The organism is Streptomyces sp. NPDC097107 (assembly GCF_044762405.1).
GTDB classification, from domain to species: Bacteria; Actinomycetota; Actinomycetes; order Streptomycetales; family Streptomycetaceae; genus Streptomyces; species Streptomyces thinghirensis.
In genome coordinates this window covers 198,628-219,728 of the sequence record NZ_JBIWEF010000013.1, presented here as the reverse complement: position 1 = coordinate 219,728, position 21,101 = coordinate 198,628, and the positions used below count along the sequence as shown (strand labels likewise).

22 protein-coding genes are annotated in these 21,101 nt (G+C 70.4%); 8 read left to right on the top strand and 14 right to left on the bottom strand.

The features are described 5' to 3' along the window. Positions 1 to 13: 13 nt before the first annotated feature. Entirely contained in the window at positions 14 to 1,072 is a 1,059-nt protein-coding gene (locus ACIQ1J_RS28850) for a chitinase (RefSeq protein WP_403561328.1), read from the top strand. Between the two features lie 7 nt (positions 1,073 to 1,079). On the opposite strand, the gene ACIQ1J_RS28845 is transcribed toward ACIQ1J_RS28850, so the two are convergent. Continuing rightward, positions 1,080 to 1,694 carry a LysE family translocator gene (locus tag ACIQ1J_RS28845; RefSeq protein WP_403561326.1) on the bottom strand — a complete coding sequence of 205 codons (615 nt, stop codon included), beginning with the start codon at positions 1,692 to 1,694 and terminating at the stop codon, positions 1,080 to 1,082. A 174-nt stretch (positions 1,695 to 1,868) separates the two neighbouring features. After that, positions 1,869 to 3,251: a glycine--tRNA ligase gene (locus tag ACIQ1J_RS28840; protein ID WP_210962490.1), complete on the bottom strand. Its 1,383-nt coding sequence runs from the start codon at positions 3,249 to 3,251 to the stop codon at positions 1,869 to 1,871. A gap of 159 nt (positions 3,252 to 3,410) precedes the next feature. Here ACIQ1J_RS28840 and ACIQ1J_RS28835 point away from each other — a divergent pair, with 159 nt between their 5' ends. The 4 genes from ACIQ1J_RS28835 (at position 3,411) to ACIQ1J_RS28820 (ending at position 6,580) form a co-directional block, all read left to right on the top strand. Next, on the top strand, positions 3,411 to 4,394 hold the full coding sequence (locus ACIQ1J_RS28835) for a zinc ABC transporter substrate-binding protein (protein WP_403561323.1): 984 nt from the start codon (positions 3,411 to 3,413) through the stop codon (positions 4,392 to 4,394). Between the two features lie 25 nt (positions 4,395 to 4,419). Beyond that, the gene (locus ACIQ1J_RS28830) at positions 4,420 to 5,190 is read left to right on the top strand and encodes a metal ABC transporter ATP-binding protein (protein ID WP_403561321.1); all 771 of its coding nucleotides are present in this window, start codon (positions 4,420 to 4,422) and stop codon (positions 5,188 to 5,190) included. Then, a complete protein-coding gene (locus ACIQ1J_RS28825; protein WP_403561319.1) occupies positions 5,190 to 6,092 on the top strand; it encodes a metal ABC transporter permease in 903 nt (300 codons plus the stop codon). The genes ACIQ1J_RS28830 and ACIQ1J_RS28825 overlap by 1 nt, the downstream gene beginning before the upstream one ends. A gap of 68 nt (positions 6,093 to 6,160) precedes the next feature. Continuing rightward, on the top strand, positions 6,161 to 6,580 hold the full coding sequence (locus tag ACIQ1J_RS28820) for a Fur family transcriptional regulator (protein ID WP_121746930.1): 420 nt from the start codon (positions 6,161 to 6,163) through the stop codon (positions 6,578 to 6,580). Between the two features lie 94 nt (positions 6,581 to 6,674). Here the strand turns inward: ACIQ1J_RS28820 and ACIQ1J_RS28815 are convergent, their stop codons facing one another. From ACIQ1J_RS28815 to ACIQ1J_RS28800, 4 genes are read right to left on the bottom strand one after another with little or no spacing between them, the layout of a single operon-like run. Then, positions 6,675 to 7,505: an isoprenyl transferase gene (locus ACIQ1J_RS28815; protein ID WP_403561316.1), complete on the bottom strand. Its 831-nt coding sequence runs from the start codon at positions 7,503 to 7,505 to the stop codon at positions 6,675 to 6,677. 16 nt (positions 7,506 to 7,521) lie between these two features. Continuing rightward, the gene (gene recO, locus ACIQ1J_RS28810; protein ID WP_210962495.1) at positions 7,522 to 8,271 is read right to left on the bottom strand and encodes a DNA repair protein RecO; all 750 of its coding nucleotides are present in this window, start codon (positions 8,269 to 8,271) and stop codon (positions 7,522 to 7,524) included. Between the two features lie 22 nt (positions 8,272 to 8,293). After that, positions 8,294 to 8,518: a hypothetical protein gene (locus tag ACIQ1J_RS28805; protein WP_403561314.1), complete on the bottom strand. Its 225-nt coding sequence runs from the start codon at positions 8,516 to 8,518 to the stop codon at positions 8,294 to 8,296. Next, the gene (locus tag ACIQ1J_RS28800; protein WP_307852187.1) at positions 8,515 to 8,721 is read right to left on the bottom strand and encodes a hypothetical protein; all 207 of its coding nucleotides are present in this window, start codon (positions 8,719 to 8,721) and stop codon (positions 8,515 to 8,517) included. Before ACIQ1J_RS28800 ends, ACIQ1J_RS28805 begins: the two co-directional genes overlap by 4 nt. A gap of 115 nt (positions 8,722 to 8,836) precedes the next feature. Here ACIQ1J_RS28800 and ACIQ1J_RS28795 point away from each other — a divergent pair, with 115 nt between their 5' ends. Together ACIQ1J_RS28795 and ACIQ1J_RS28790 are read left to right on the top strand one after the other, a co-directional pair. After that, positions 8,837 to 9,670 carry a helix-turn-helix domain-containing protein gene (locus ACIQ1J_RS28795; protein ID WP_403561312.1) on the top strand — a complete coding sequence of 278 codons (834 nt, stop codon included), beginning with the start codon at positions 8,837 to 8,839 and terminating at the stop codon, positions 9,668 to 9,670. Further along, positions 9,652 to 9,963, top strand: a complete 312-nt coding sequence (locus ACIQ1J_RS28790; RefSeq protein WP_403561310.1) for a DUF397 domain-containing protein — start codon at positions 9,652 to 9,654, stop codon at positions 9,961 to 9,963. The genes ACIQ1J_RS28795 and ACIQ1J_RS28790 overlap by 19 nt, the downstream gene beginning before the upstream one ends. Before the next feature lie 659 nt (positions 9,964 to 10,622). Here the strand turns inward: ACIQ1J_RS28790 and ACIQ1J_RS28785 are convergent. The 6 genes from ACIQ1J_RS28785 to ACIQ1J_RS28760 form a co-directional block, all read right to left on the bottom strand. Continuing rightward, positions 10,623 to 11,741: a hypothetical protein gene (locus tag ACIQ1J_RS28785; RefSeq protein WP_403561308.1), complete on the bottom strand. Its 1,119-nt coding sequence runs from the start codon at positions 11,739 to 11,741 to the stop codon at positions 10,623 to 10,625. A gap of 73 nt (positions 11,742 to 11,814) precedes the next feature. Then, positions 11,815 to 12,795: an SCO2521 family protein gene (locus ACIQ1J_RS28780; protein ID WP_403561306.1), complete on the bottom strand. Its 981-nt coding sequence runs from the start codon at positions 12,793 to 12,795 to the stop codon at positions 11,815 to 11,817. A 1-nt stretch (position 12,796) separates the two neighbouring features. Next, positions 12,797 to 13,759, bottom strand: coding sequence for an SCO2522 family protein (locus ACIQ1J_RS28775; protein ID WP_403561304.1), 963 nt, complete (start codon positions 13,757 to 13,759; stop codon positions 12,797 to 12,799). Then, entirely contained in the window at positions 13,756 to 14,673 is a 918-nt protein-coding gene (locus ACIQ1J_RS28770) for an SCO2523 family variant P-loop protein (RefSeq protein WP_403561406.1), read from the bottom strand. Before ACIQ1J_RS28770 ends, ACIQ1J_RS28775 begins: the two co-directional genes overlap by 4 nt. Positions 14,674 to 14,675: 2 nt before the next feature. Further along, positions 14,676 to 16,520: an SCO2524 family protein gene (locus tag ACIQ1J_RS28765; protein WP_403561302.1), complete on the bottom strand. Its 1,845-nt coding sequence runs from the start codon at positions 16,518 to 16,520 to the stop codon at positions 14,676 to 14,678. A gap of 54 nt (positions 16,521 to 16,574) precedes the next feature. After that, positions 16,575 to 17,348, bottom strand: coding sequence for an SCO2525 family SAM-dependent methyltransferase (locus ACIQ1J_RS28760; protein WP_403561300.1), 774 nt, complete (start codon positions 17,346 to 17,348; stop codon positions 16,575 to 16,577). 255 nt (positions 17,349 to 17,603) lie between these two features. Between ACIQ1J_RS28760 and ACIQ1J_RS28755 the strand changes: the two genes are divergently transcribed. After that, positions 17,604 to 18,185, top strand: coding sequence for a GNAT family N-acetyltransferase (locus ACIQ1J_RS28755; protein ID WP_403561298.1), 582 nt, complete (start codon positions 17,604 to 17,606; stop codon positions 18,183 to 18,185). Here ACIQ1J_RS28755 and ACIQ1J_RS28750 read toward each other — a convergent pair. After that, entirely contained in the window at positions 18,182 to 18,877 is a 696-nt protein-coding gene (locus ACIQ1J_RS28750; protein WP_210962507.1) for a TerB family tellurite resistance protein, read from the bottom strand. The genes ACIQ1J_RS28755 and ACIQ1J_RS28750 overlap by 4 nt on opposite strands. Before the next feature lie 184 nt (positions 18,878 to 19,061). Beyond that, positions 19,062 to 20,783 carry a 2-isopropylmalate synthase gene (gene leuA, locus ACIQ1J_RS28745; RefSeq protein ID WP_403561296.1) on the bottom strand — a complete coding sequence of 574 codons (1,722 nt, stop codon included), beginning with the start codon at positions 20,781 to 20,783 and terminating at the stop codon, positions 19,062 to 19,064. Between the last annotated feature and the right edge of the window lie 318 nt (positions 20,784 to 21,101).

Below are 21,101 nucleotides of genomic sequence, written 5' to 3'. Positions count from 1 at the left end.
CGGGAGGCCCGGCATGATCCGCCGCACGCTCCGCCTGTTCGCCGCCGCGCTCGCGGCCACCGTCCTCGCCCCACCGGGGGTCGCCACCGCGTCCGCCGCTCCCGCGCCCGGCGCCGACACCTGCGCCGTGAAGCCGAAACCCGCCGGCAAGGTGCTCCAGGGCTACTGGGAGAACTGGGACGGCGCCGCCAACGGCGTCCACCCGCCGTTCGGCTGGACGCCCATCACCGACTCCCGCATCGGCGCCCACGGCTACAACGTGCTCAACGCGGCCTTCCCGGTCATCCGTTCCGACGGGACGGCCCTGTGGGAGGACGGCATGGACCGGGACGTGAAGGTGGCGACCCCGGCCGAGATGTGCGCGGCCAAGGCGTCCGGGCAGACGCTGCTGCTCTCCATCGGCGGCGCGACGGCCGGCATCGACCTCAGCTCGGCCGCCGTGGCCGACCGCTTCGTCGAGACGATCGTGCCGATCCTCGAGAAGTACAACTTCGACGGCATCGACATAGACATCGAGACCGGCCTGGTCGGCAGCGGCGACATCAACCGGCTCTCCACGTCACAGGCCAACCTGATCCGCATCATCGACGGCGTCCTGGCCCGCATGCCGTCCCACTTCGGCCTCACCATGGCCCCGGAGACCGCCTACGTCACCGGCGGCAGCGTCGTCTACGGGTCGATCTGGGGCGCGTACCTGCCGGTCATCAAGAGGTACGCCGACAACGGCCGCCTGTGGTGGCTCAACATGCAGTACTACAACGGCAGCATGTACGGCTGCTCCGGCGACTCCTACCAGGCGGGCACCGTGCAGGGCTTCACCGCCCAGACCGACTGCCTGGACAGGGGCCTGGTCATCCAGGGCACCACGATCCGCGTCCCCTACGACAAGCAGGTCCCGGGCCTGCCCGCCCAGCCCGGCGCGGGCGGCGGCCACATGGCGCCGCCCCAGGTCGCCCGGGCGTGGAACCACTACAACGGCGCCCTCAAGGGCCTGATGACCTGGTCGGTCAACTGGGACGGCTCGAAGAACTGGACCTTCGGCGACAACGTCAAGGCCCTCCAGGGCCGCTGACGCCCCCTCACCGGGCCGTGAACGCCAGCTTCGCCCCGAGCGCCACGAACGACCCCGCGAAACTCCGCCGCAGCCACGCCATCACCCTCGGCCGGGAGATGACGTGGCTGCGCACGGACGCGGCCAGGACGCCGTACCCGGCGAACACGACGAAGCTCACCAGCATGAGCACGCCGCCCAGCACCAGCATCCGCGGCAGGGCGCCGGCCTGCCCCGGGTCCACGAACTGCGGCAGGAAGGCGAAGAAGAACAGCGTCAGCTTCGGGTTCAGGATGTTGATCAGCACACCCCGCAGGATCACCCGCCCCGCCGGAACGGGACCGCCCCGGTCCTCCCCCACCGTGAGCGCCTCCTTGTCCCGGAGGGTGGCCCACGCCATGTACAGCAGGTAGGCGACACCGGCGTACTTGAGGACCTGGAAGGCGGTGGCACTGGCGTGCAGCACCGCCGCGACCCCGGTGACGGTGGCCAGCAGGTGCGGCACGATGCCGAGCGCACACCCGAAGGCGGCGACGACGCCGGCGCGGCGCCCGCGCGAGAGGGCGGCGGCGAGGGTGTAGACGACCCCGGTGCCGGGGGTCGCGACGACCACGAGGGTGGTCAGCAGGAACGCGATGCTCATGACCACCACCCTGGTACCACGACGGCCCCCGGCAGAGGACCACTCGGGATCCTCTATCGGGGGCCGATCACGGGCCGCGACGCCCACCCCTCTCCCGACCGGGTCGGGCGGAGGGTGGGCGACGGCCCGGAGCCCAGGGGGGGAGCCCCCTGGTACGGCAACGCAGACGGACGTTCAGCAGCCCACGAGCCGAGAAGCCAGGTACCCCTCGATCTGGTCCAGCGACACCCGCTCCTGCTTCATGGTGTCCCGCTCCCGCACGGTCACCGCGTTGTCGTCCAGCGTGTCGAAGTCGACCGTCACGCAGTACGGCGTACCGATCTCGTCCTGCCGCCGGTAACGGCGCCCGATCGCACCCGCGTCGTCGAAGTCGATGTTCCAGTTCTGCCGCAGCGCCTGGGCGAGACCCTTGGCCTTGGGCGACAGCTCCGGGTTCCGGGACAGCGGCAGGACGGCGACCTTCACCGGCGCGAGGCGCGGGTCGAGCCGCAGTACGGTCCGCTTCTCCAGCTTGCCCTTGGCGTTGGGGGCCTCGTCCTCGACGTACGCGTCGAGCAGGAAGGCGAGCATCGCGCGCCCGACACCGGCCGCCGGCTCGATGACGTACGGCGTCCAGCGCTCGCCGGCCTCCTGGTCGAAGTAGGAGAGGTCCTGGCCGGAGGCCTTGGCGTGCGAGGAGAGGTCGTAGTCCGTCCGGTTGGCGACACCCTCCAGCTCGCCCCACTCGCTGCCGCCGAAGGAGAAGCGGTACTCGATGTCGGCGGTGCGCTTGGAGTAGTGGGAGAGCTTCTCGGCCGGGTGCTCGAACCAGCGCATGTTCTCCTCACGGAGACCGAGGCCGGTGTACCAGTTCCAGCGCTGCTCCATCCAGTACTCCTGCCACTTCTCGTCCTCGCCCGGCTTGACGAAGAACTCCATCTCCATCTGCTCGAACTCGCGGGTCCGGAAGATGAAGTTGCCGGGCGTGATCTCGTTGCGGAAGGACTTGCCCATCTGGGCGATACCGAACGGCGGCTTGCGGCGGGACGTGGTCTGCACCTGGGCGAAGTTGGTGAAGATGCCCTGCGCCGTCTCGGGCCGCAGGTAGGCGACGGAGCCGCTGTCCTGGGTCGGGCCGAGGTGGGTGGAGAGCAGACCCGAGAACTGCTTGGGCTCGGTGAAGGTGCCCTTGTTGCCGCAGTTGGGGCAGTTGAGGTCGGCGAGGCCGTTCTCCGGGGCGCGGCCCTTCTTCTCCTCGTAGGCCTCTTCCAGGTGGTCCGCGCGGAACCGCTTGTGGCAGGAGGTGCACTCGGTCAGCGGGTCCGTGAAAGTGGCGACGTGGCCGGAGGCCACCCAGACATCGGGGGCCAGGATCACGGACGAGTCGAGACCGACGACGTCCTCGCGCGAGGTGACCATGTAGCGCCACCACTGACGCTTGAGGTTCTCCTTGAGCTCGACACCCAGCGGCCCGTAGTCCCAGGCGGCGCGCTGACCGCCGTAGATCTCACTGCAAGGGAATACGAAGCCACGGCGCTTGCTCAGGCTGACGATGGTGTCGATCTTGTCGGCGGCCACGGTGCTCTCTTCATTACGACGACGGGCGACGAAGCGAGATGCTTCCAGAGAATGCCTCAGGTTACCGGCGTGGACTGCCCCCCGGCCAAATCGGGGGCTCCCCTCCTCATGACCGGGCATTGTTGACAACGGTTTCCATATTTGTTGAAAATGAATGCCATGAACGTACGACGACGCCACATATCCGGCATAGCAGTCACCGCGGCCGCCGCACTCGGCCTGGGGACCCTCTCCGCCTGCTCCAGCGACAGCGCGGCGGCGGGCAACACGGACAAGTTCGACGTCGTCGCGTCGTTCTACCCGATGCAGTACCTCGCCCAGCAGATCGGCGGGGAGCACGTGAACGTCACCACCCTCACCGAACCCGGCCAGGAGCCGCACGACCTGGAGCTGAGCGCCAAGCAGACCGCCGAGATGGGCGAGGCGGACGCGGTGCTCCACCTGAAGTCCCTCCAGCCCGCCGTGGACGAGGCCATCACCCAGTCCGACGTGAAGACCAAGATCGACGCGGCGACGCTGACGACGCTGGAGGACCACGGGAGCGTCGAGCACGACCACGCGGGCGGGGAGCACGCCGAGGAGGGGCACGCCGAGGAGAAGCACTCCGAGGAGGAGGAGCACGCCCTCGACCCGCACGTCTGGCTGGACCCGGTGAAGTACGCCGAGATCGCCGAAGGCGTCGCCAAGGCCTTCGAGAAGGCCGACCCGGACCACGCCGCCGACTACCGGAAGAACGCCGATGCGCTGGCGAAGAAGCTGGCGGGTCTGAACACGGCGTACGAGGAGGGCCTGGCGGACACCGACAGCAAGGTCTTCTTCACCAACCACGCCGCCTTCGGCTACCTCGCCGAGCGCTACGGGCTCACCCAGGAGGCCATCAACGGCCTCGACCCGGAGAGCGAGCCCAGCCCCGCCCGGATCAAGGAGCTCCAGGAGGAGGCCAAGGCCGACGGCGTGACCACCGTCTTCTACGAGACACTGGTGTCCGACAAGACCGCGAAGACCCTCGCCAAGGACGCCGGCCTGAAGACCGATGTCCTGGACCCGCTGGAGGGCATCACCGACAAGTCCAAGGGCGACGACTACCTCGCGGTCATGGAGTCCAACCTCAAGGCGCTCGAGGCCGCCCTCGGCGCCAAGTGAGCGTTCCGATCGTTTGGAGGGCCTCGTGAGCGACGAGACCGTCATATCCCTGCGCGGCGTCCGCGCCGAACTCGGCTCACGCCCCGTCCTGCGCGGCATCGACCTCACCGTGCGCGGCGGCGAGGTCGTGGCCCTGCTCGGCGCCAACGGCTCGGGCAAGTCCACGGCCGTGCGCACGGTCATCGGCCAGGTGCCGGTGACGGCCGGCGAGGTGGAGCTGTTCGGCACCCCGCGGCGCCGCTTCCGCGACTGGGCGCGCGTGGGCTACGTTCCGCAGCGCACCACGGCCGCGGGCGGCGTCCCCGCCACGGTGACCGAGGTCGTCTCCTCCGGCCGCCTCTCCCGCGCCCGCTTCGGCGTCCTGCGCAAGGCCGACCACGAGGCCGTGCGCCGCGCCCTCGACCTGGTCGGCATGGCGGACCGCGCCAAGGACTCCGTGAACGCCCTCTCCGGCGGCCAGCACCAGCGGGTACTGATCGCCCGCGCCCTCGCCGCCGAACCCGAGCTGCTGATCATGGACGAGCCGATGGCGGGCGTCGACCTGGCCAGCCAGGAGGTACTGGCCGAGACGCTCAGGAAGCAGGTCGCGGCCGGCACCACCGTCCTGCTGGTGCTGCACGAACTCGGCGCCCTGGAGCCCCTGATCGACCGGGCGGTGGTGCTCCGCGACGGCTGCGTCACGCACGACGGCCCGCCTCCCGAGGCGGTCGGCCAGCACGCGCTGCCCGGCCACGACCACGTACACCCGCACGCACCGGCGGGCGCCGAACCGATCCGCACGGGACTGCTGAGCTGATGGAAATCCTGAACTACGCCTTCATGCAGCGGGCGCTGCTGGCGGCCGTCCTGGTCGGCATCACCGCCCCCGCCGTCGGCATCTACCTGGTCCAGCGCCGCCAGGCCCTCATGGGCGACGGCATCGGCCACGTGGCGATGACCGGCGTCGGCCTCGGCTTCCTGCTCTCCTGGTCCCCGGTGTGGATGGCCACCCTGATCTCCGTGCTCGGCGCGGTCCTCATGGAACTGATCCGCTGGTACGGCAAGACCCGCGGCGACATCGCCCTCGCCATGCTCTTCTACGGCGGCATGGCCGGCGGCGTGATGTTCATCAACCTCGCGCCGACGGGCTCCAACGCCAACCTCACCTCGTACCTCTTCGGCTCGCTGTCGACGGTCTCCGAGTCCGACGTGACCGCCATCTGCCTGCTGGCCGCCTTCGTGGTCGTCGTCACCCTCGGTCTGCGCCGCCAGCTGTTCGCGGTCAGCCAGGACGAGGAGTTCGCCCGGGTCACCGGCCTGCCGGTGCGCGCGCTGAACCTGCTGACGGCCGTCACGGCGGCGGTGACGGTGACCGTCGCGATGCGCGTCGTCGGGCTGCTGCTGGTGTCCGCCCTGATGGTGGTCCCGGTCGCCGCCGCCCAGCAGCTCACCCGCAGCTTCGCCGCCACCTTCGCCGTCGCCGTCGCCATCGGCGTCAGCGTGACCATCGGCGGCACGGTCACGTCGTACTACCAGGACGTGCCGCCCGGCGCGACCATCGTGCTGCTCACCCTCGGCGCGTTCGTCCTGCTCACCGTGCTGGCGGCGCCACTGGCCCGGCGACGCGCGCGGGCGGTCACCGCGACGCAGGCCGCCGCGGATCCGGCGGAGTGCAAGATTCCGGCCACCCGGGGGGCCACCGACGAGGTCGGCGTCTGACTGCCGGGCGGCCGGGCTGGCACAATGGCCCGGCAAGCCCCAGACGGCAGACGTGAGGAGGAGTACCGGTGACGACCGCTGGACCGCCCGTGAAGGGCCGCGCCACCCGGCAGCGGGCCGCCGTGTCCGCGGCCCTCCAGGAGGTCGAGGAGTTCCGCAGCGCACAGGAGCTCCACGACATGCTCAAGCACAAGGGCGACTCGGTCGGGCTCACCACGGTCTACCGCACCCTGCAGTCCCTCGCCGACGCCGGCGAGGTCGACGTCCTGCGCACCGCCGAGGGCGAGTCCGTCTACCGCCGCTGCTCCAGCGACGACCACCACCACCACCTGGTCTGCCGCGCCTGCGGCAAGGCGGTCGAGGTCGAGGGCCCCGCGGTCGAGAAGTGGGCGGAGGCCATCGCAGCCGAGCACGGCTACGTCAACGTCGCGCACACGGTCGAGATCTTCGGCACGTGCGCGGACTGCGCGGGTGCCTCCGGCGGTTGAGCCGTGGGCCCGGGGCTGGGCCCCGGACCCCTTTTTCGGCCTGCCGGCCTCGTCCTCGATCGCCGGACGGGCTCGATGATCCGGACGGGCGGGTCTATTCGGTGCGGCCCTCCATGGCGAGGAGTTCCTCGTTCGGGATCGCGCCGCCGAAGCGGCGGTCCCGGGAGGCGAACTCCAGGCACGCCCGCCACAGGTCACGGCGGTCGAAGTCGGGCCACAGCACGTCCTGGAAGACCATCTCGGCGTACGCGCTCTGCCAGAGCAGGTAGTTGGACGTCCGCTGCTCGCCGCTCGGCCGCAGGAACAGGTCCACGTCCGGCATGTCCGGGTAGTACAGGTACTTCGCGAGCGTCTTCTCGTTCACCTTCGACGGGTCGAGGCGCCCGGCCCGCACGTCCTCGGCGAGGGCCTGCGCCGCGTCGGCGATCTCGGCGCGTCCCCCGTAGTTCATGCAGAAGTACAGCGTCAGCCGGTCATTGCCCTTGGTCTGCTCCTGGGCGACCTGGAGCTCCTTGGCGACCGACTTCCACAGCTTGGGCATCCGCCCCACCCAGCGCACGCGAATCCCCAGCTCGTCGAGCTGGTCGCGGGTCTTGCGGATGAAGTCCCGGTTGAAGTTCATCAGGAAGCGCACCTCGTCCGGCGACCGCTTCCAGTTCTCGGTGGAGAAGGCGTACAGGGAGATGTTCTTCACGCCCATCTCGATCGCGCCCTGAAGCACGTCCAGCACCCGCTCGGCACCGACCTTGTGGCCCTCGGTGCGCGGCAGGCCGCGCTCCTTGGCCCAGCGCCCGTTGCCGTCCATGACGATCGCCACATGCTCCGGAACCAGCTCACCGAGGTTCGGAGGCCGCGCGCCGGACGGGTGCGGCTCCGGCGTCCTGTAGTCCCGGCGCTGACGCCCCAGGATCCCGCGTACGGCCATGTGTCTATCGTCTCCTTCAGGATTTCTCGACGTATCGCAGGGAGCGCAGGCCGCGCTCCAGGTGCCAGTGCAGGTACGCGGACACCAGCCCGCTGCCCTCCCGGACGTACCGCGGCTCGCACGCGTCCGCGGTCCCCCAGTCTCCCGTGAGCAGCGCCCCGAGCAGTTCCAGGGCCTGCGGCGAGGGTACGACGCTGCCGGGCACCCGGCAGTCGGCGCAGACGGAGCCGCCCGAGCCGACCGAGAAGAACCGGTTCGGACCGGGCATGCCGCACTTCGCGCAGTCCCCGAAGGTCGGGGCGTACCCGTTCACGGCGAGGGAGCGCAGCAGGAACGCGTCTAGGACGAGGTTCGGCGCGTGCTCGCCCCGGGCGAGGGTCCGCAGGGCGCCGACCAGCAGCAGGTACTGCTGCACCGCCGGCTCGCCCTCGTGGTCGGTGAACCGCTCGGCCGTCTCCAGCATGGCCGTCCCGGCGGTGTACCGCCCGTAGTCCATGACGATCCCGCCGCCGTACGGCGCGATGGTCTCGCTCTGCGTGCACAGCGGCAGGCCGCGCCCGACCAGCTCGCTGTTCTTCGAGAAGAACTGCACGTCCACGTGCGAGAACGGCTCCAGCCGCGCCCCGAACTTCGACTTCGTCCGCCGCACCCCGCGCGCCACGGCGCGTACCCGTCCGTGACCGCGCGTGAGCAGAGTGATGATCCGGTCCGCCTCACCCAGCTTCTGGGTGCGCAGCACGATGCCGTCGTCGCGGAACAGACTCATGGCGCCCATTCTCGCGCATGTGTCAGGGCACCTCGCCCCGGCTCCTGGCGTTCGTGTACGCCGTCGCCGCGCTGAGGCGCTCCGCCGGGGTGGCGTGGCGTACGTCACCCGGCTCGGCGTCCCACTCCCGCCCGCCGCCGTACGGCCGCATCTGCACGTACGGCCCCTCGTGGCCCATGACGAGGCCGACGCGTCCGGTGCGGGTGTCGAGGGCGTAGGTGCCGACGGGCGGGTACGGGTATGTCATCGCAGCGCCGCCGCGAGCCGCTGCGCGGTCTCGACGGAACACCGCCCCAATTCGATGAGTGGACAGGGGGCCTCCCGCGCAAGACTCACCGGGTCGAGCCCGAGGGAGGGAAGAGTAATTCCCGCCTCCGCGAGTGCTGCGCGCAATTCTTTCACCGCTACCTCCGCTTCTTCGACGCAGAGCGCCGAGTGTCGTGCCTCCACCGTGTTCCCCTTCCCTTTACGGTTTCACTCTTCGTGTCCCCAGGATGCCTCTCTGTGTCTACACTCGACAGGAGTCTTTGCACTACAAGTGCGGGTCAGCGCATGGGGGTTGGTTATGGCCAACGGTTCACGGCAGGCGGCGTGGGAGTTCTTCGGCACGGAACTCAAACGCCGGCGGGAGGACGCCGGAATCACCCAAGTCGAGCTGGGGACACGGGTTTTCGTGTCCGGCGGATACATCGGGCAGTTCGAACAGGCAATTCGGAAACCGCAACTGGATGTGGCCCAGCGGATTGACGATGCGCTGCAAACCGACGGTATTTTCGAGCGACTGTGCCGGAAGCTGATTGATGATCCGAGGTACGCGGATTACTTCGCCCACGTGGTGGAGCTGGAACGGCTGGCCACACGGATCTGCGAGTTCGCGCCGACGGTTGTTCCGGGCCTGCTCCAGACGCAGGAGTACGCGCGCGCGGTCACCATCGCTGCCAACCCGTTCAAGGCCGACGCCTACGTCGACGAGATCGTCAGCGCCCGCCTGGAACGGTCGCTGATCCTCGACGACGCTACACGGCCCGAGTATTGGGTGGCCTTGCACGAGAACGTGCTGCGGATCCCGGTCGGCGGCCCGCAGGCGATGGCGGCGCAACTGGAGCACGTTGCGCGGCTGATGCGGGAGCGCACGGCGGTGGTGACGGTGCTGGCGTACGGGGCGGGGGCGCATGCGGCCATGGGCGGGATGCTGCAACTCATGGAGTTCGACGACGCGCCTTCGGTCGCCTATACAGAGACCTCGTTTTCGGGAACGTTGGTAGACGTTCCGGCCGTGGTGAAGCGGGCGCAGCGCGCATACGATCTGCTCAGGGTCGCCGCGCTGTCGCCGGAGGCGTCCCTGGCCCTGGTCGAGTCGGCGGCGGAGGGCTTCAGACGATGCGCGAGTACGACCTGAGCAACGCCCGCTGGGCAAAGAGCAGCTACAGCAACGGCGAGGGCGGTAGCTGCGTCGAAGTCGCGCACGACTTCCCCGGCGCCGCCCGCTGGCGCAAAAGCACCTACAGCAACGGCCAAGGCGGCGACTGCCTCGAAGTCGCCGATGGAGTTCCCGGGGTCGTGCCCGTCCGGGACAGCAAGGTGGCCGTCGGGCCGGTGATCGTCGTGGGGTCGGCGGCCTGGACGGAGTTCGTACGTACCGTGGGGGCCGCCCGCTTCCTTGCCAGTGTCGTGCCTCCGCGACCCGAGTAAAGGGCGCTACGCGTCGCCTTCGGCGATCGGCCTGCGGCCGACCCTTGACTCGGCTCGCTCCACCACGGGTCAGAAGCGAGCGAGCGGCCCGGAAGGACCGGCGGCCGGGCCGGGTCCACGATCAACCGTCAGCTGCGTACGCCCCCGGCGTCGGCGGTGCGCGCTCGCGCCTCGCCGGAACGCCGGGCCGGCTCAGCGGCTTGCGGCCGGTGGCCGGTGCGGCGGCGGGCTCGGACCACCCCCTGAAAACGGATGACACTTCACCCCGAAGTGTCATCCATTTCCAGACCCCCTCCCCACCCCGCCAGTAATCCACCCCTCACCATCCATTCACCCACCACCCCACCGACGGGCTCCCGCTCGCCGGCCGGCACCGGCTCCTCGGGCGCCCGGGACAGCCGGCCCGACGCAAACGGTGAGGCGATGGCCAGTACGGCGATCCACAGCCCGAGCACCAGCCAGGGCACGACCCGCCGTCGCCCCCCACTTGTCCTTACGGCCCCCATCCGGCGGGCCTCCCTCCGGTGGAAGTCTGGGTAGGTCTCCAGACTTCCGGCGGCGGGCCGCCGATACGTCGGACGCGAGGGCGAGTCGGCGGCTACTGCCCGGGGTGACACGAAACTGTCGTTACTCCCCGGGGAGTAACCGGGGACCGGCGGTCAGGTCCGGTCGACCATCCAGTTGCCGTCCTCCTCCGCGTCGACCCGCACCTCCAGCTCCCGCAGGCCCATACCCGCGTCCCAGAGTTCCCTGAAGCGCTTCAGCCGGTCCCGGACGTAGTCCTGGCGCGCCGTGAGCCGGGTCCGGACGTTGACGTCGCGCAGGTCCTGCTCGATCTCGAACGACACCTCCTCGTCGTAGAGGATGAAGTCGTTGGTGGTGCCGCGCTGGAGGTGCGGAGGCAGTTCGGGCAGGACCGCCGCGCGGACGTCGATGCGCCGCAGTTCCTGCTCCTCGCACAGCCGCAGCAGCCGGTCGTCCAGCTCGCGGGCGCTCTCCAGCAGGAACAGCCGGCGCACCGACACGCCCTGCTCGTCGATCGCCGCCTGCTGGGCGTCGAGGTAGCGGCCGGCGGGCTCGCTGTTCCAGAACTCGCGGTCGACGGAGGTGCTGGTGGCGCAGATGGAGTGTTCGGCGGCGCGGGTGAGGGTGAGCATCCAGTCGTGGTTCTCGCCGGGGCACTCGGCGCTCTGGTTGGTGAGGTCCGCCATGTGGCCGACGACCCGCGCCATCTCCAGGTGGACGAAGGTGTGCAGGATCGAGGGTTCCGGGAGCAGGACGTCGGCGAAGCCCTTGGCCAGGTCGGGCACGCTGTCGATGCGGGCGTGGTCCAGCTGGGGGTAGGGCTCGGAGGGCCGGTGGTCCACCTGGGTGACGTGGGTCTCGACCAGTTGTTTCACGTCCTCGGTGTGCCGGGTCAGACCGGTCTTCAGCTCGTCGTCGTACCGGTTCAGGCCCTCTCGTACGGCGGCGGTGTTCTCGGCGAGGGCGCTCTCCACCCGGCGGGTGTGCTCCTCCAGACGGATGTGACCCGGCCGCGGGGCCAGGCCGAGGACGTACTGGACCAGCACCGCGGCGCCGGCGCAGAGCACCGCGGCCACGAACTGCCGCAGGGTGCCGTCCTCGGGGCTCAGCAGTGCGACGACGCTCCAGAAGAGGGCACCGACGACCAGGGCGACCAGCAGCATGCGCACCCATGGGGACTCCCCCCTCATCAGGTCGGCCGGGCCCGGTGCGCGGGCCGTGTCGTCGGGCTGGGGTGACTGTGCCGTGCTCATCTCGCTTCTCCCCCCGTTGGGATACGCGTCGGATCGGGGTGCGGGGATGTGCGTGGGAGGTGGCGGCACCCGGTCAGGGCACCGCTTCCACCTCCCGGTGGGGCGCGGGAATGGCCTGCAGGGTGAGCTGGTCGCGGATGCGCTGCACCAGGGCCTGCCACTGCCGGCTGAAGCCGGGCCGCTCCTCCAGCGGGTCCCACAGCGGGGCCAGTTCCTTGGCCACCCTGGCCCGGGGCATCCACAGATGCAGCAGGTGGTCGACGGCCGGACGCAGCGCCCTGACGACGGCGGTGGCGTCCTGCGCGGCCGGGCCGCCGAGGCGGACGCCGTCGAGCATGCGGACCACGGTGGTGAGCAGCCAGTCGTGCAGGGCGAGGTCGTCGCAGAGTGCGGCGAGGTCGGCGCCGGCGGTGCCGTCGGGCACGCGCAGGCACACGGTGCGCAGTTCGTCCTCGGCGAGGGTGAACCGTTCGATGGACGGGCCGTCGCCCGGTCCCGCGGGCAGGGCCACCCAGCGCAGCCGGGTGGGCCGGGACCTGAAGGGCGGGCGCTGGTCGAGCAGGGCGTGGCGCAGCAGCCGGGTGAGCAGGCCGTCGGCGATCAGCCCGACGTCGAGGTCGCCGTGGCGCCCGCCGCCGAGCACACCCTGCGCGACCGCCTCGTGGGGCAGCTTGCCCAGGGGTTCGACCACGCCGGGGCGTACCAGGTACTCGCCCCACGGCCGCCGCTGGTCGGGTCCGGTGGCGGGGAGCCGGAAGTGGGCGGAGGTCTGCAGGACGCGCCCCTCGGTGAGCGCGGCGTGGGCGGCGACGGTACCGACCGCGCGGATCCGGGCTCCGTTGGCGCTGGGCAGCGGGCAGTCGACGCCGGTGAGGGTGTCGGGGGAACGCGCGTAGAGGCCCGGGCGCTCGGAGAGCAGGACGCGTTCGTCGGCGCGCAGGGCGAGGAGTTGGGCGGCGGACCTGATGTCGAGGGGCTGCCGGGCGGGCAGCAGGCAGGTGCGGACCTCGCCGCAGGCGAGTACGGCGCGCGGTGTGCGCTCCCCCGGCGGCATGTCAGGGCCCCGAGTAGACGTAGGAGACGCGGTCGGCGACCGAGTCGGGGACGGCCGTGCGCTCCCGTCCGGAGCGTTCGGCGACCTGCTCCAGTGCGCCGGGGTCCACCTCGATCTGGTCGAGGATCACGCGGACGGCGTGCTCGACGGGGAGGAAGCGGGTGGGCAGTACCGAGCAGGTCCGGTAGGCGGCGAAGGGGTCGGCGCCGGCGTTGAGCCGCAGCAGGGAGGGCAGTTCGTCCCAGGAGTCGGGGAAGCCGGGGGCGGTGTGCGGCTGGGGGACGAGGACGGCCTCGCCCTCGTTGCGCAGCAGTCCGAGGCGGGCGAGCTGCCAGACGGCGGCGAGGAAGGGGCAGGACCAGGTGCGGTGCCCGTCGGCGTCGTCGCTCCACAGCTCGACGTCGAGGAAGACGGAGTGGCGGCGGGCGGCGGTCTCCCGGGGCGGCTGCCAGGCGGCGGCGCGCTTCATGGCCTGCGGGGCGCGGGCGGCGGGGCTGCGTTCGCCGTTGGCCAGCCAGCCGGTCTGCGCGGCGGGCGGACGCAGGCCGTAGCTGCCGGGCGGCGGCGACTCGACGATGCGGCCGGCCACCGCCTCGGCGACGGGCACCGTGCCGGTGGTGGCGCAGCCGGACTCGCGGGCCAGGTAGTCGACGCTCAGCCCGGCCCGCTCGGCCTCCGCGAGGAGCATGGGGACGACTTCGGCTGGGGTGGAGAAGCGGGTGAAGTAGTCGTCGACGAGGAAACAGGTGCTGATCCGGGCGCGTCTGCCGCCGGCCCGGACGGTGGCGGCGGTGCGGGCCGCGTCGGCCCAGGGGCGTACTTCGGTGAAGTGCCGGCGCAGGCGTTCGGGGCCGGCCTCGAAGTCCTCCATGTAGAGGTGGCCCAGCTCCAGGGAGAGGTGGGCCAGCGGCACCGACTGGGTGCGCGGCTCGGCGGCGGTCTCCCGGAACACCGCGTCCGTCATGGCCGCCCCCAGTGCGAGTCGTCCGTCAGACGCCGGGCGATCTCCTCCAGCGCTTCCAGGGTCTCCTTGTTGGCGATCTGGGTGGAGAGCACGTCCTCTTCGGTGATCAGCTGCTCGCGCCACTGGAGTATCGGTTCCAGCGGTACGACGCCGAGGACGACGCTGTCACCGATGCGGTGTTCGGCGGCGAGCCGGCGCAGTGCCTCGTCGCAGGCCTGCATCCAGGCGGCCTGGGCGGGTGAGCCCTGGGACCACAGCGGCGACTCGGGGTCGGGTACGGCGGCCCGCACGAAGCGGACGGCGGCCTGAAGCGCCTCCCCGTCGTGGCCGCGTTCGACGCCGCCGCCGATGATGCCGTGGTCGGCGTGGACGAGTCCGGAGGCGGCGATGACGTGCTGGCGGGTCCAGCGGTGGAAGACCAGCCAGCGGAAGGGCACGTTGCGCATCCGCGGGTGGGCGGTGGCCGCGAGGACCATGTCGACGGCGTAGCTGCGGCCGGCGCTGAGGTCGACGACGGTGACGTCGAACTCGCCGTTGAGCCGCAGCAGCAGGTCGATGCACCGCTCCAGGGTCTCCTCGCCGGTGGCGAACTCGCCGCCGCCGGCGTCGCCGGGGAGCAGGACGAGGCGGCCGGACTGGTTCGGGCGGGCGCGCAGCAGGGGGTGCTCGGTCTGCCGCCAGACGTCGATCCTGGCCGGTTCGGCGACCTCGCCCTCCAGGTAGGAGTGGAGGCCGCGTTCCTCGGTGCCGCGCATCGCGCCGGGCACGTCGAAGACGGCGGCGGCGGTGGGCGAGCCGAAGTCGAAGTCCACATAGGCCACGTGGTCGCCGGTGAGGGCGCGCTGGTACGCCAGGTTGGCGCTGGTCACCGAGCGCCCCGTGCCTCCTTTGTCGGAGGCGGCGAAGACGAGCACGCTCACACCTCCTGGGCGGCGGCGCCCCTGGCCTGGGCCAGGGTGTCGAGTTCCCGGAGCACGGGCAGGGCCAGCGCGAAGGCGGTGGCGGGCCGGTCGTCGACGAGGCCGCGGGCATGGTCGAGGCGGCTCTCGATGCTGCGCATGGCGCGGGCTCTGCTGCCGTCGGCGGCCGCGGAGGCCTCCAGTTGCTCCTTGCCGAACAGGTGGGTGGCCTCGCTGAGCAGTTCCCTGGCCAGCTCGGCGAGTTCGGGACTGCGGATGGGCTGCTGCTCGTACAGGTTGCGGGCGGCGACGAGGCATTCGGTGACGCGCTCGGTGATGCTCCAGGACATGCGCAGTCCGACGTCGCGGGCGTCGGGGTAGACGGCCCGGACGTTGTCCCAGAGTCCCGCGCCGTCCTCGTCGTCGATCCGCCGGGTCCACAGGTGCTCGAAGGACCGCTCGGCGAGGCGCAGCAGCCGGTCCTGCGCGCCGATGTTCCGGGAGAGTTCGGCGAGCTGGATGATCCGCTTGAGGAGCTGGGCGGAGAAGTCGGTCATCCGCCACAGGAGGAGCCCGCCGGAGCGCTCGGACCCGGCGAGCGGCATGGTGACACCGGGGTTGTGCAGCCGGATGGTGGGGTCGTCCTTGGTCATCCGGCTGGTGACCCGGCCGCGGTCGGCGAGGCGCTCCATGATGGCGACGGTGCGGGTGAGGTCGTCGTCGGTCGCCTTCCGGCGGACCAGGTCGTGGACGAGGATGGCGGCGACGGTCAGGGAGAAGTACTCGGACTCCAGGCGCAGGCCGGTGGTCTGCCAGGGCAGGTCCTCCAGGGGCCAGCGTTCGGTGCCGAAGCGGGCGATCGCGGACCAGTACTGCTGGCTGAGTTCCCAGCGCAGGCGCAGTGCCTCGGCGAGTTTCTGCTGGTCGGCGTCGAGCAGGCCGAGGGTGAGGGTGCGGTCGGAGAAGAGGTCCTGGATGCCGTCGAGGGCGACGACGGTGAAGTACACGTAGGGCAGCCGGTCGGCGATGCCGGCGGGCTGGCCGGGGACCGGGACGCTCAGGTCGGTGATCTCCGGGGCGTCCTGGACGACGCCCCAGGCCCAGCCGCACTCGAAGAGCTGGCTCTCGTCGCGGATGCCCTCGTCGACCTCGATGCCGCGGCTGAGGCTCTCGATGATGGTGGCGCGCAGGGGCCGTAACTTGCGGGAGAACTGCTGGAGGACGGCCCGCTCGGACTGTCTGCCCTGCCCGACGACCTGGATCAGCCGCTTGCCCTGCTCGGACTCGGCGTCGAAGACGTTGACGGTGAAGGAGCGCAGCAGGCTGACCATGGCGGCGGTCAGCCGGGCGTTCGTGGCCTCGCGCAGTTCACCGATCGCCTTGCGCACCTCGGGGCGGGTCGTGGTGCCCTCGTAGACCTTGAGGAATCCGAGGGTGGCGAGGCAGAGGGTGACGGACATGGAGTATGAGTCGACCACCCCCAACTGGCCCTGCTCGTGCGTGATCTGCCCGTCGGGCTCGGCGGGCCGGAAGTAGTGGCCGCCGGAGAAGGTGGGGCTGTCGTCCGTCCCGGTGTGGGTGCGCATGAACTGGGTCAGCGCGGTGATCAGGTTGGGCGGGATCTCCAGCCGGCTGCCGATCCGGTCGAGGGCCCGCAGGACGTCACGTTCGGTGGTGTCCGGCTGGTCGAGGCGGAAGGCGGGGACCTCGGTGGCGGGATAGAGCAGGCACAGCAGGCGTTCGGCGTCCGCGACGCTGCTCAGCCCGTCCGTGTCGCCCCACAGTAGTTTCCCGTCGTCGAACGAGTGACGGGCCATGGCCTGCCAGATCTCCAGCATGTGCTGGCGTGGCTTGATCTGCATCCCCGCACCCCTCGTACAGATCTCGTTGCCCTGTGTTCAGCATGGTCCCCGTTCCTAGGGGGCGGCAACCTCCGAATTGCGCCGCCCCAAAGCGAGGATCATTCCCTCGTGTCCCGGCCGCACCATGTGGTGCAGATCGTGGATCTCCAGCTCTCCCGTGAACGGTTCCAGGCTCTCCCTGACCCGGCTCTCGTTCACCCGGTAGGCCGGGTAGTCGTGTTCGCCGACGCGGTAGCCGACCGACTCCTTCATGAAAGCGGCGGCGAACGGCGCGCCTTCGCTGAGCGCGTTCATGAAGCACCGCACTCCCCGTTGGAACTCCTCGGGGCACTCGGACATCGAGTCGGCGACGAAGAACATCGTCCCGATGTCCCAGCGCCGGTGTCCGTGCTCCAGGTCGAACAGGTTGCCGCGCTCGACCCGGACGATCTCGCTGACGCGGCTTCTCGGTTCGACGGCGGCGTAGGAGGGAGACTCGCGCAGCACCTCCCAGAACGCGTCCCACGCGGTGTCGTACCCGCCCGGGGAGACCTGCTTCTCCAGGTATTCGACGTTCGGGCGCGCGTACTCCAGCAGCAGCGTCTTCTCGCACCACGGCAGCATGGAGAGCGCGGGGTAGAGATTCGCACCGGCACCCACGTCGACGCCCCGCACCGAATCCGGAACGCCTCCGGAGAAACAGCGGCTGAAATAGTCACGCATCAACCGGACGATCAGCAGATCGACTTCGAGTGGTGTCCGGTAGTTGTTGTCGACATACACCTCTGGATCGAACTTCGACCACGGTGCGTCGGCATTGCGATCCATAGTCACCCTGCCGCGTTCCATTCGAATCCGGACAAGCCCCAGTGTCGTGCACGGTAAGCCACCAGGACATGTCGAGACAGCCGGGAACACGCCAGTCCTCTTCCGCCGGGCGCACGTCCGGCGCATCGTCGCACACCTGAACTCGCCCTTGCACGGGGGAAGTTGGAAGCTCACTGTAGCCAGAAGGGGTCACCGGCCGCCACCTGGAGGCTCATTCCTTCGTGAGCGTTTCCGGTGTCGTCGAGTTGACGTCCGCACGTCCTGACTGGGGGTGGCATGACCGCCGAACCGCTGGAACGCTCCTTGGACCGCCACGAGCAGCTCACGAGGCCGGATCCGTACCCGGAGACACGGCCCCTGGTCCTGCGGACGGCGCGGGAGTCCGACCTGCCCGAACTGCGGCGGCTCGACGAGGAGGTCTTCCAGGAGGTCGCCTATCCCGGCTTCCTCCTGCGCCAGCTCTTCGACATGTACGAGGAACACTTCCTGGTACTCGACGACGGCACGGGCCGGTTGCGCGGTTACGTACTGGCCGCCACCCGGGCGCTCGGCGGGGACAGCTGGATACTCGGCCTGTGCGTCACCCGGGACCGGCGCCGGCACGGGCTGGGCCGGGAGCTGATGACGGAGGCCCTGACCCGGCTGCGCCGGGACGGCATAGGGGTGGTCCGCCTCACCGTGGAGCCGGCCAATCTCGCCGCCATCCTGCTCTACCGCTCCCTGGGCTTCCGCCCGGAGGAACCCGACGCGGGCCTGCGCCGGGACTACTTCGGCCCGGGCATGGACCGCCAGATCCTGCGCCTGGACCTTCCGGGCGGCCAGGAGGGCCAGAAGGACCAGGAGGGCCAGGAGGGCTAGGAGGGCGTGCCCGCCGACTCCAGGAGGCGGGTCACGTCGTCGGAGCAGATGGTCAGGGCCGCGCCGACCGTCGCCAGGGTGTCGCGTTCGGCGGGGGTGTAGGGGCCGTCGGCCAGGGCGATGCGGGCGCCCTGGAGGAGGAGCGACTCGCGGCCGACGGATGCGAGGTGCGGGGCCAGCGGGTCCAGCGCCTCGTGCAGTTCTATGGCCAGGCCGGGCACGCAGGGCTCCCCGTGGACCCGGCCGGTGTCCGCCTCCAGCGCTTCGACGAGCGCGTTCAGCTGGTCCTCGGTGCAGTCCTCGAAGCCGGCCGCGCGCACCGCGACGGCCGCCGTCTCCAGCGACGTACGCGAGCAGGTGCCGCCCGCGGCCAGGACCGCCAGGGCGACGGTGTGGACGGCGTCGCGGAGCATCGCGGAGAAACGGGTGGTGGTCGGGTGGTCGAGGACGTCGGTGCCGTAGTGGCGGCGGCAGGCCGCGCACTCGACGGTCGGCGCCGACTCGCCGCGCGGCAGCACGGGCACGCCGAGCATGGTGAAGCGGCGGCGGCCGGTGAGCCGCTGGTAGTTGCGGTCGCCTCCGCAGCCGGGGCAGAAGAACTCGCCGTCGCCGACGGGTGTCCACGCGGTGCGTGTGCCCAGGATGCGCGGCAGCCGGGCAGCTCGGCCGTTTCGTCCCCGTTCAGGCAGCACGTCGCACCTCCGTAACCGCGCGACAGCATCGTCGCGCTGGCGTGATGTTAGCCACATCACGGACGTGGAGTCAGTACCCAGGCAGAGACCTTTCCGTGACCTGCACACGGAGATGGCCGGTATACGACGGGGCCCCGCCCGCCGTTCTCCGGCGAGCGGGGCCTCAAACCGCCGATTCGGCTGGTCAGCGACCAGCGCGGTTGACGGCGGAGACGACGGCCTTCAGCGAGGCGCGCGTGGTGTTCGCGTCGATTCCGATGCCCCACAGCACCTTGTCGCCGATGGCGCACTCGATGTAGGACGCGGCCTGCGCGGAGGCGCCCTCGCTCATCGTGTGCTCCTGGTAGTCCAGCAGGCGTACGTCGATGCCGACGCCCTGCAGCGCGTGGAAGAACGCCGAGATCGGGCCGTTGCCGGTGCCGACCAGGGTGGTCTCCGCGCCGTCGACCGTGGCGTCGACGGTGAGGGTGTCGATTCCGTCGACGTCGGTCGTGGTCTGGCCGTTGGCGACCTGGATGCGGCCCCAGGGGTTGTCCGGGTTGGGCAGGTACTCGTCCTGGAAGACGTCCCAGATCGCCGTCGGCGTGATCTCGCCGCCCTCGGCGTCCGTCTTGGCCTGGATCAGCTTGGAGAACTCGATCTGCATCCGGCGCGGCAGGTCCAGCTTGTGGTCGTTCTTCAGGACGTAGGCGATGCCGCCCTTGCCGGACTGCGAGTTGACGCGGATGACCGCCTCGTAGGAGCGGCCGACGTCCTTGGGGTCGATCGGCAGGTAGGGGACGGCCCACTCGATCTCGTCGACGGTGACGCCCTTGGCCTTCGCGTCGGCCTCCATGGCGTCGAAGCCCTTCTTGATGGCGTCCTGGTGGGAGCCGGAGAAGGACGTGTAGACCAGGTCGCCCACGTACGGGTGGCGCGGGTGGACGTCCATCTGGTTGCAGTACTCCCACGTGCGACGGATCTCGTCGATGTCGGAGAAGTCGATCTGCGGGTCGACGCCCTGGGAGAACAGGTTCATGCCCAGGGTGACCAGGTCGACGTTGCCGGTGCGCTCGCCCTGCCCGAACAGGCAGCCCTCGACGCGGTCGGCGCCGGCCATCACGGCCAGCTCGGCCGCGGCCACGGCCGTACCGCGGTCGTTGTGCGGGTGGACGGACAGCACCACGTGCTCGCGGCGGGAGAGGTTGCGGTGCATCCACTCGAAGCGGTCCGCGTGGGTGGAGGGGGTGGAACGCTCGACGGTGGCCGGCAGGTTGAGGATGATCTCGCGGCCGGGGCCGGGCTGGTAGGTGTCCATCACCGCCTCGCAGACCTCCAGGGCGAAGTCCAGCTCGGTGTCGGTGAAGATCTCGGGGCTGTACTGGTAGCCGGACTCCGTCTCGGGGCCCAGCAGCTTCTCGGCGTACTCCATGACCAGGCGGGTGCCGTCGACCGCGATCTGCTTGATGTCGTCCCTGGAGCCGCGGAAGACCACACGGCGGAAGACGGGGGCGGTGGCGTTGTACAGGTGGACGGTGGCCCGCTTGGCGCCCTTCAGGGACTCCACCGTGCGCTCGATCAGGTCCTCGCGGGCCTGGGTCAGTACGGAGATCGTCACGTCGTCCGGGATGGCGTCCGGGTCCTCGATGATCGACCGTACGAAGTCGAAGTCGGTCTGGCCGGAGGCCGGGAAGCCGACCTCGATCTCCTTGTAGCCCATCTTGACCAGCAGATCGAACATCGCGCGCTTGCGGGCGGGCGACATGGGGTCGATCAGCGCCTGGTTGCCGTCGCGCAGGTCGGTGGAGAGCCAGCGGGGGGCGGTGGTGATGCGCCGGCCGGGCCAGGTGCGGTCGGGGATGTCGACCTGCTCGTACCCGCGGTACTTGGCGGTCGGCATGGAAGTGGGCTGCTGGCGGTTGGCCATGACGGCGTGGGCTCCTCGTGATGTCCGCGGTGTGCGCGACGTCCGCGACGTCCGCGTGTTCCGGAAGGACGGCCGACGGCACCACCAAGCTCCGCGGGGAGGGAGTCGGCCTCTACAGGCCCTCGCCGCGGCAGCTAAGGAGAAGCAGCCCGAAACGCATGATGCCCAGCACCATAGCCGAGTCACGCCGGTCACGCGGGTCCGTATCAGTATGCGGGACCATGGAGGGAACCGGGACAAAAAGTGCCGTATACCACTCGTGACCCACCGCAGGACCGACTTGGCGTTGCTTTTCATCAATCGTGGTTGCGGGTGGTG

Bases quoted from the DNA above. Each gene is read 5' to 3' on its own strand.
- ACIQ1J_RS28850 (WP_403561328.1), top strand. From the start codon at position 14: ATGATCCGCCGCACGCTCCGCCTGTTCGCCGCCGCGCTCGCGGCCACC.
- ACIQ1J_RS28845 (WP_403561326.1), bottom strand. From the start codon at position 1,694: ATGAGCATCGCGTTCCTGCTGACCACCCTCGTGGTCGTCGCGACCCCC.
- ACIQ1J_RS28835 (WP_403561323.1), top strand. From the start codon at position 3,411: ATGAACGTACGACGACGCCACATATCCGGCATAGCAGTCACCGCGGCC.
- ACIQ1J_RS28825 (WP_403561319.1), top strand. From the start codon at position 5,190: ATGGAAATCCTGAACTACGCCTTCATGCAGCGGGCGCTGCTGGCGGCC.
- ACIQ1J_RS28815 (WP_403561316.1), bottom strand. From the start codon at position 7,505: ATGGCCGTACGCGGGATCCTGGGGCGTCAGCGCCGGGACTACAGGACG.
- recO (WP_210962495.1), bottom strand. From the start codon at position 8,271: ATGAGTCTGTTCCGCGACGACGGCATCGTGCTGCGCACCCAGAAGCTG.
- ACIQ1J_RS28805 (WP_403561314.1), bottom strand. From the start codon at position 8,518: ATGACATACCCGTACCCGCCCGTCGGCACCTACGCCCTCGACACCCGC.
- ACIQ1J_RS28795 (WP_403561312.1), top strand. From the start codon at position 8,837: ATGGCCAACGGTTCACGGCAGGCGGCGTGGGAGTTCTTCGGCACGGAA.
- ACIQ1J_RS28790 (WP_403561310.1), top strand. From the start codon at position 9,652: ATGCGCGAGTACGACCTGAGCAACGCCCGCTGGGCAAAGAGCAGCTAC.
- ACIQ1J_RS28785 (WP_403561308.1), bottom strand. From the start codon at position 11,741: ATGAGCACGGCACAGTCACCCCAGCCCGACGACACGGCCCGCGCACCG.
- ACIQ1J_RS28780 (WP_403561306.1), bottom strand. From the start codon at position 12,795: ATGCCGCCGGGGGAGCGCACACCGCGCGCCGTACTCGCCTGCGGCGAG.
- ACIQ1J_RS28775 (WP_403561304.1), bottom strand. From the start codon at position 13,759: ATGACGGACGCGGTGTTCCGGGAGACCGCCGCCGAGCCGCGCACCCAG.
- ACIQ1J_RS28765 (WP_403561302.1), bottom strand. From the start codon at position 16,520: ATGCAGATCAAGCCACGCCAGCACATGCTGGAGATCTGGCAGGCCATG.
- ACIQ1J_RS28760 (WP_403561300.1), bottom strand. From the start codon at position 17,348: ATGGAACGCGGCAGGGTGACTATGGATCGCAATGCCGACGCACCGTGG.
- ACIQ1J_RS28755 (WP_403561298.1), top strand. From the start codon at position 17,604: ATGACCGCCGAACCGCTGGAACGCTCCTTGGACCGCCACGAGCAGCTC.
- leuA (WP_403561296.1), bottom strand. From the start codon at position 20,783: ATGGCCAACCGCCAGCAGCCCACTTCCATGCCGACCGCCAAGTACCGC.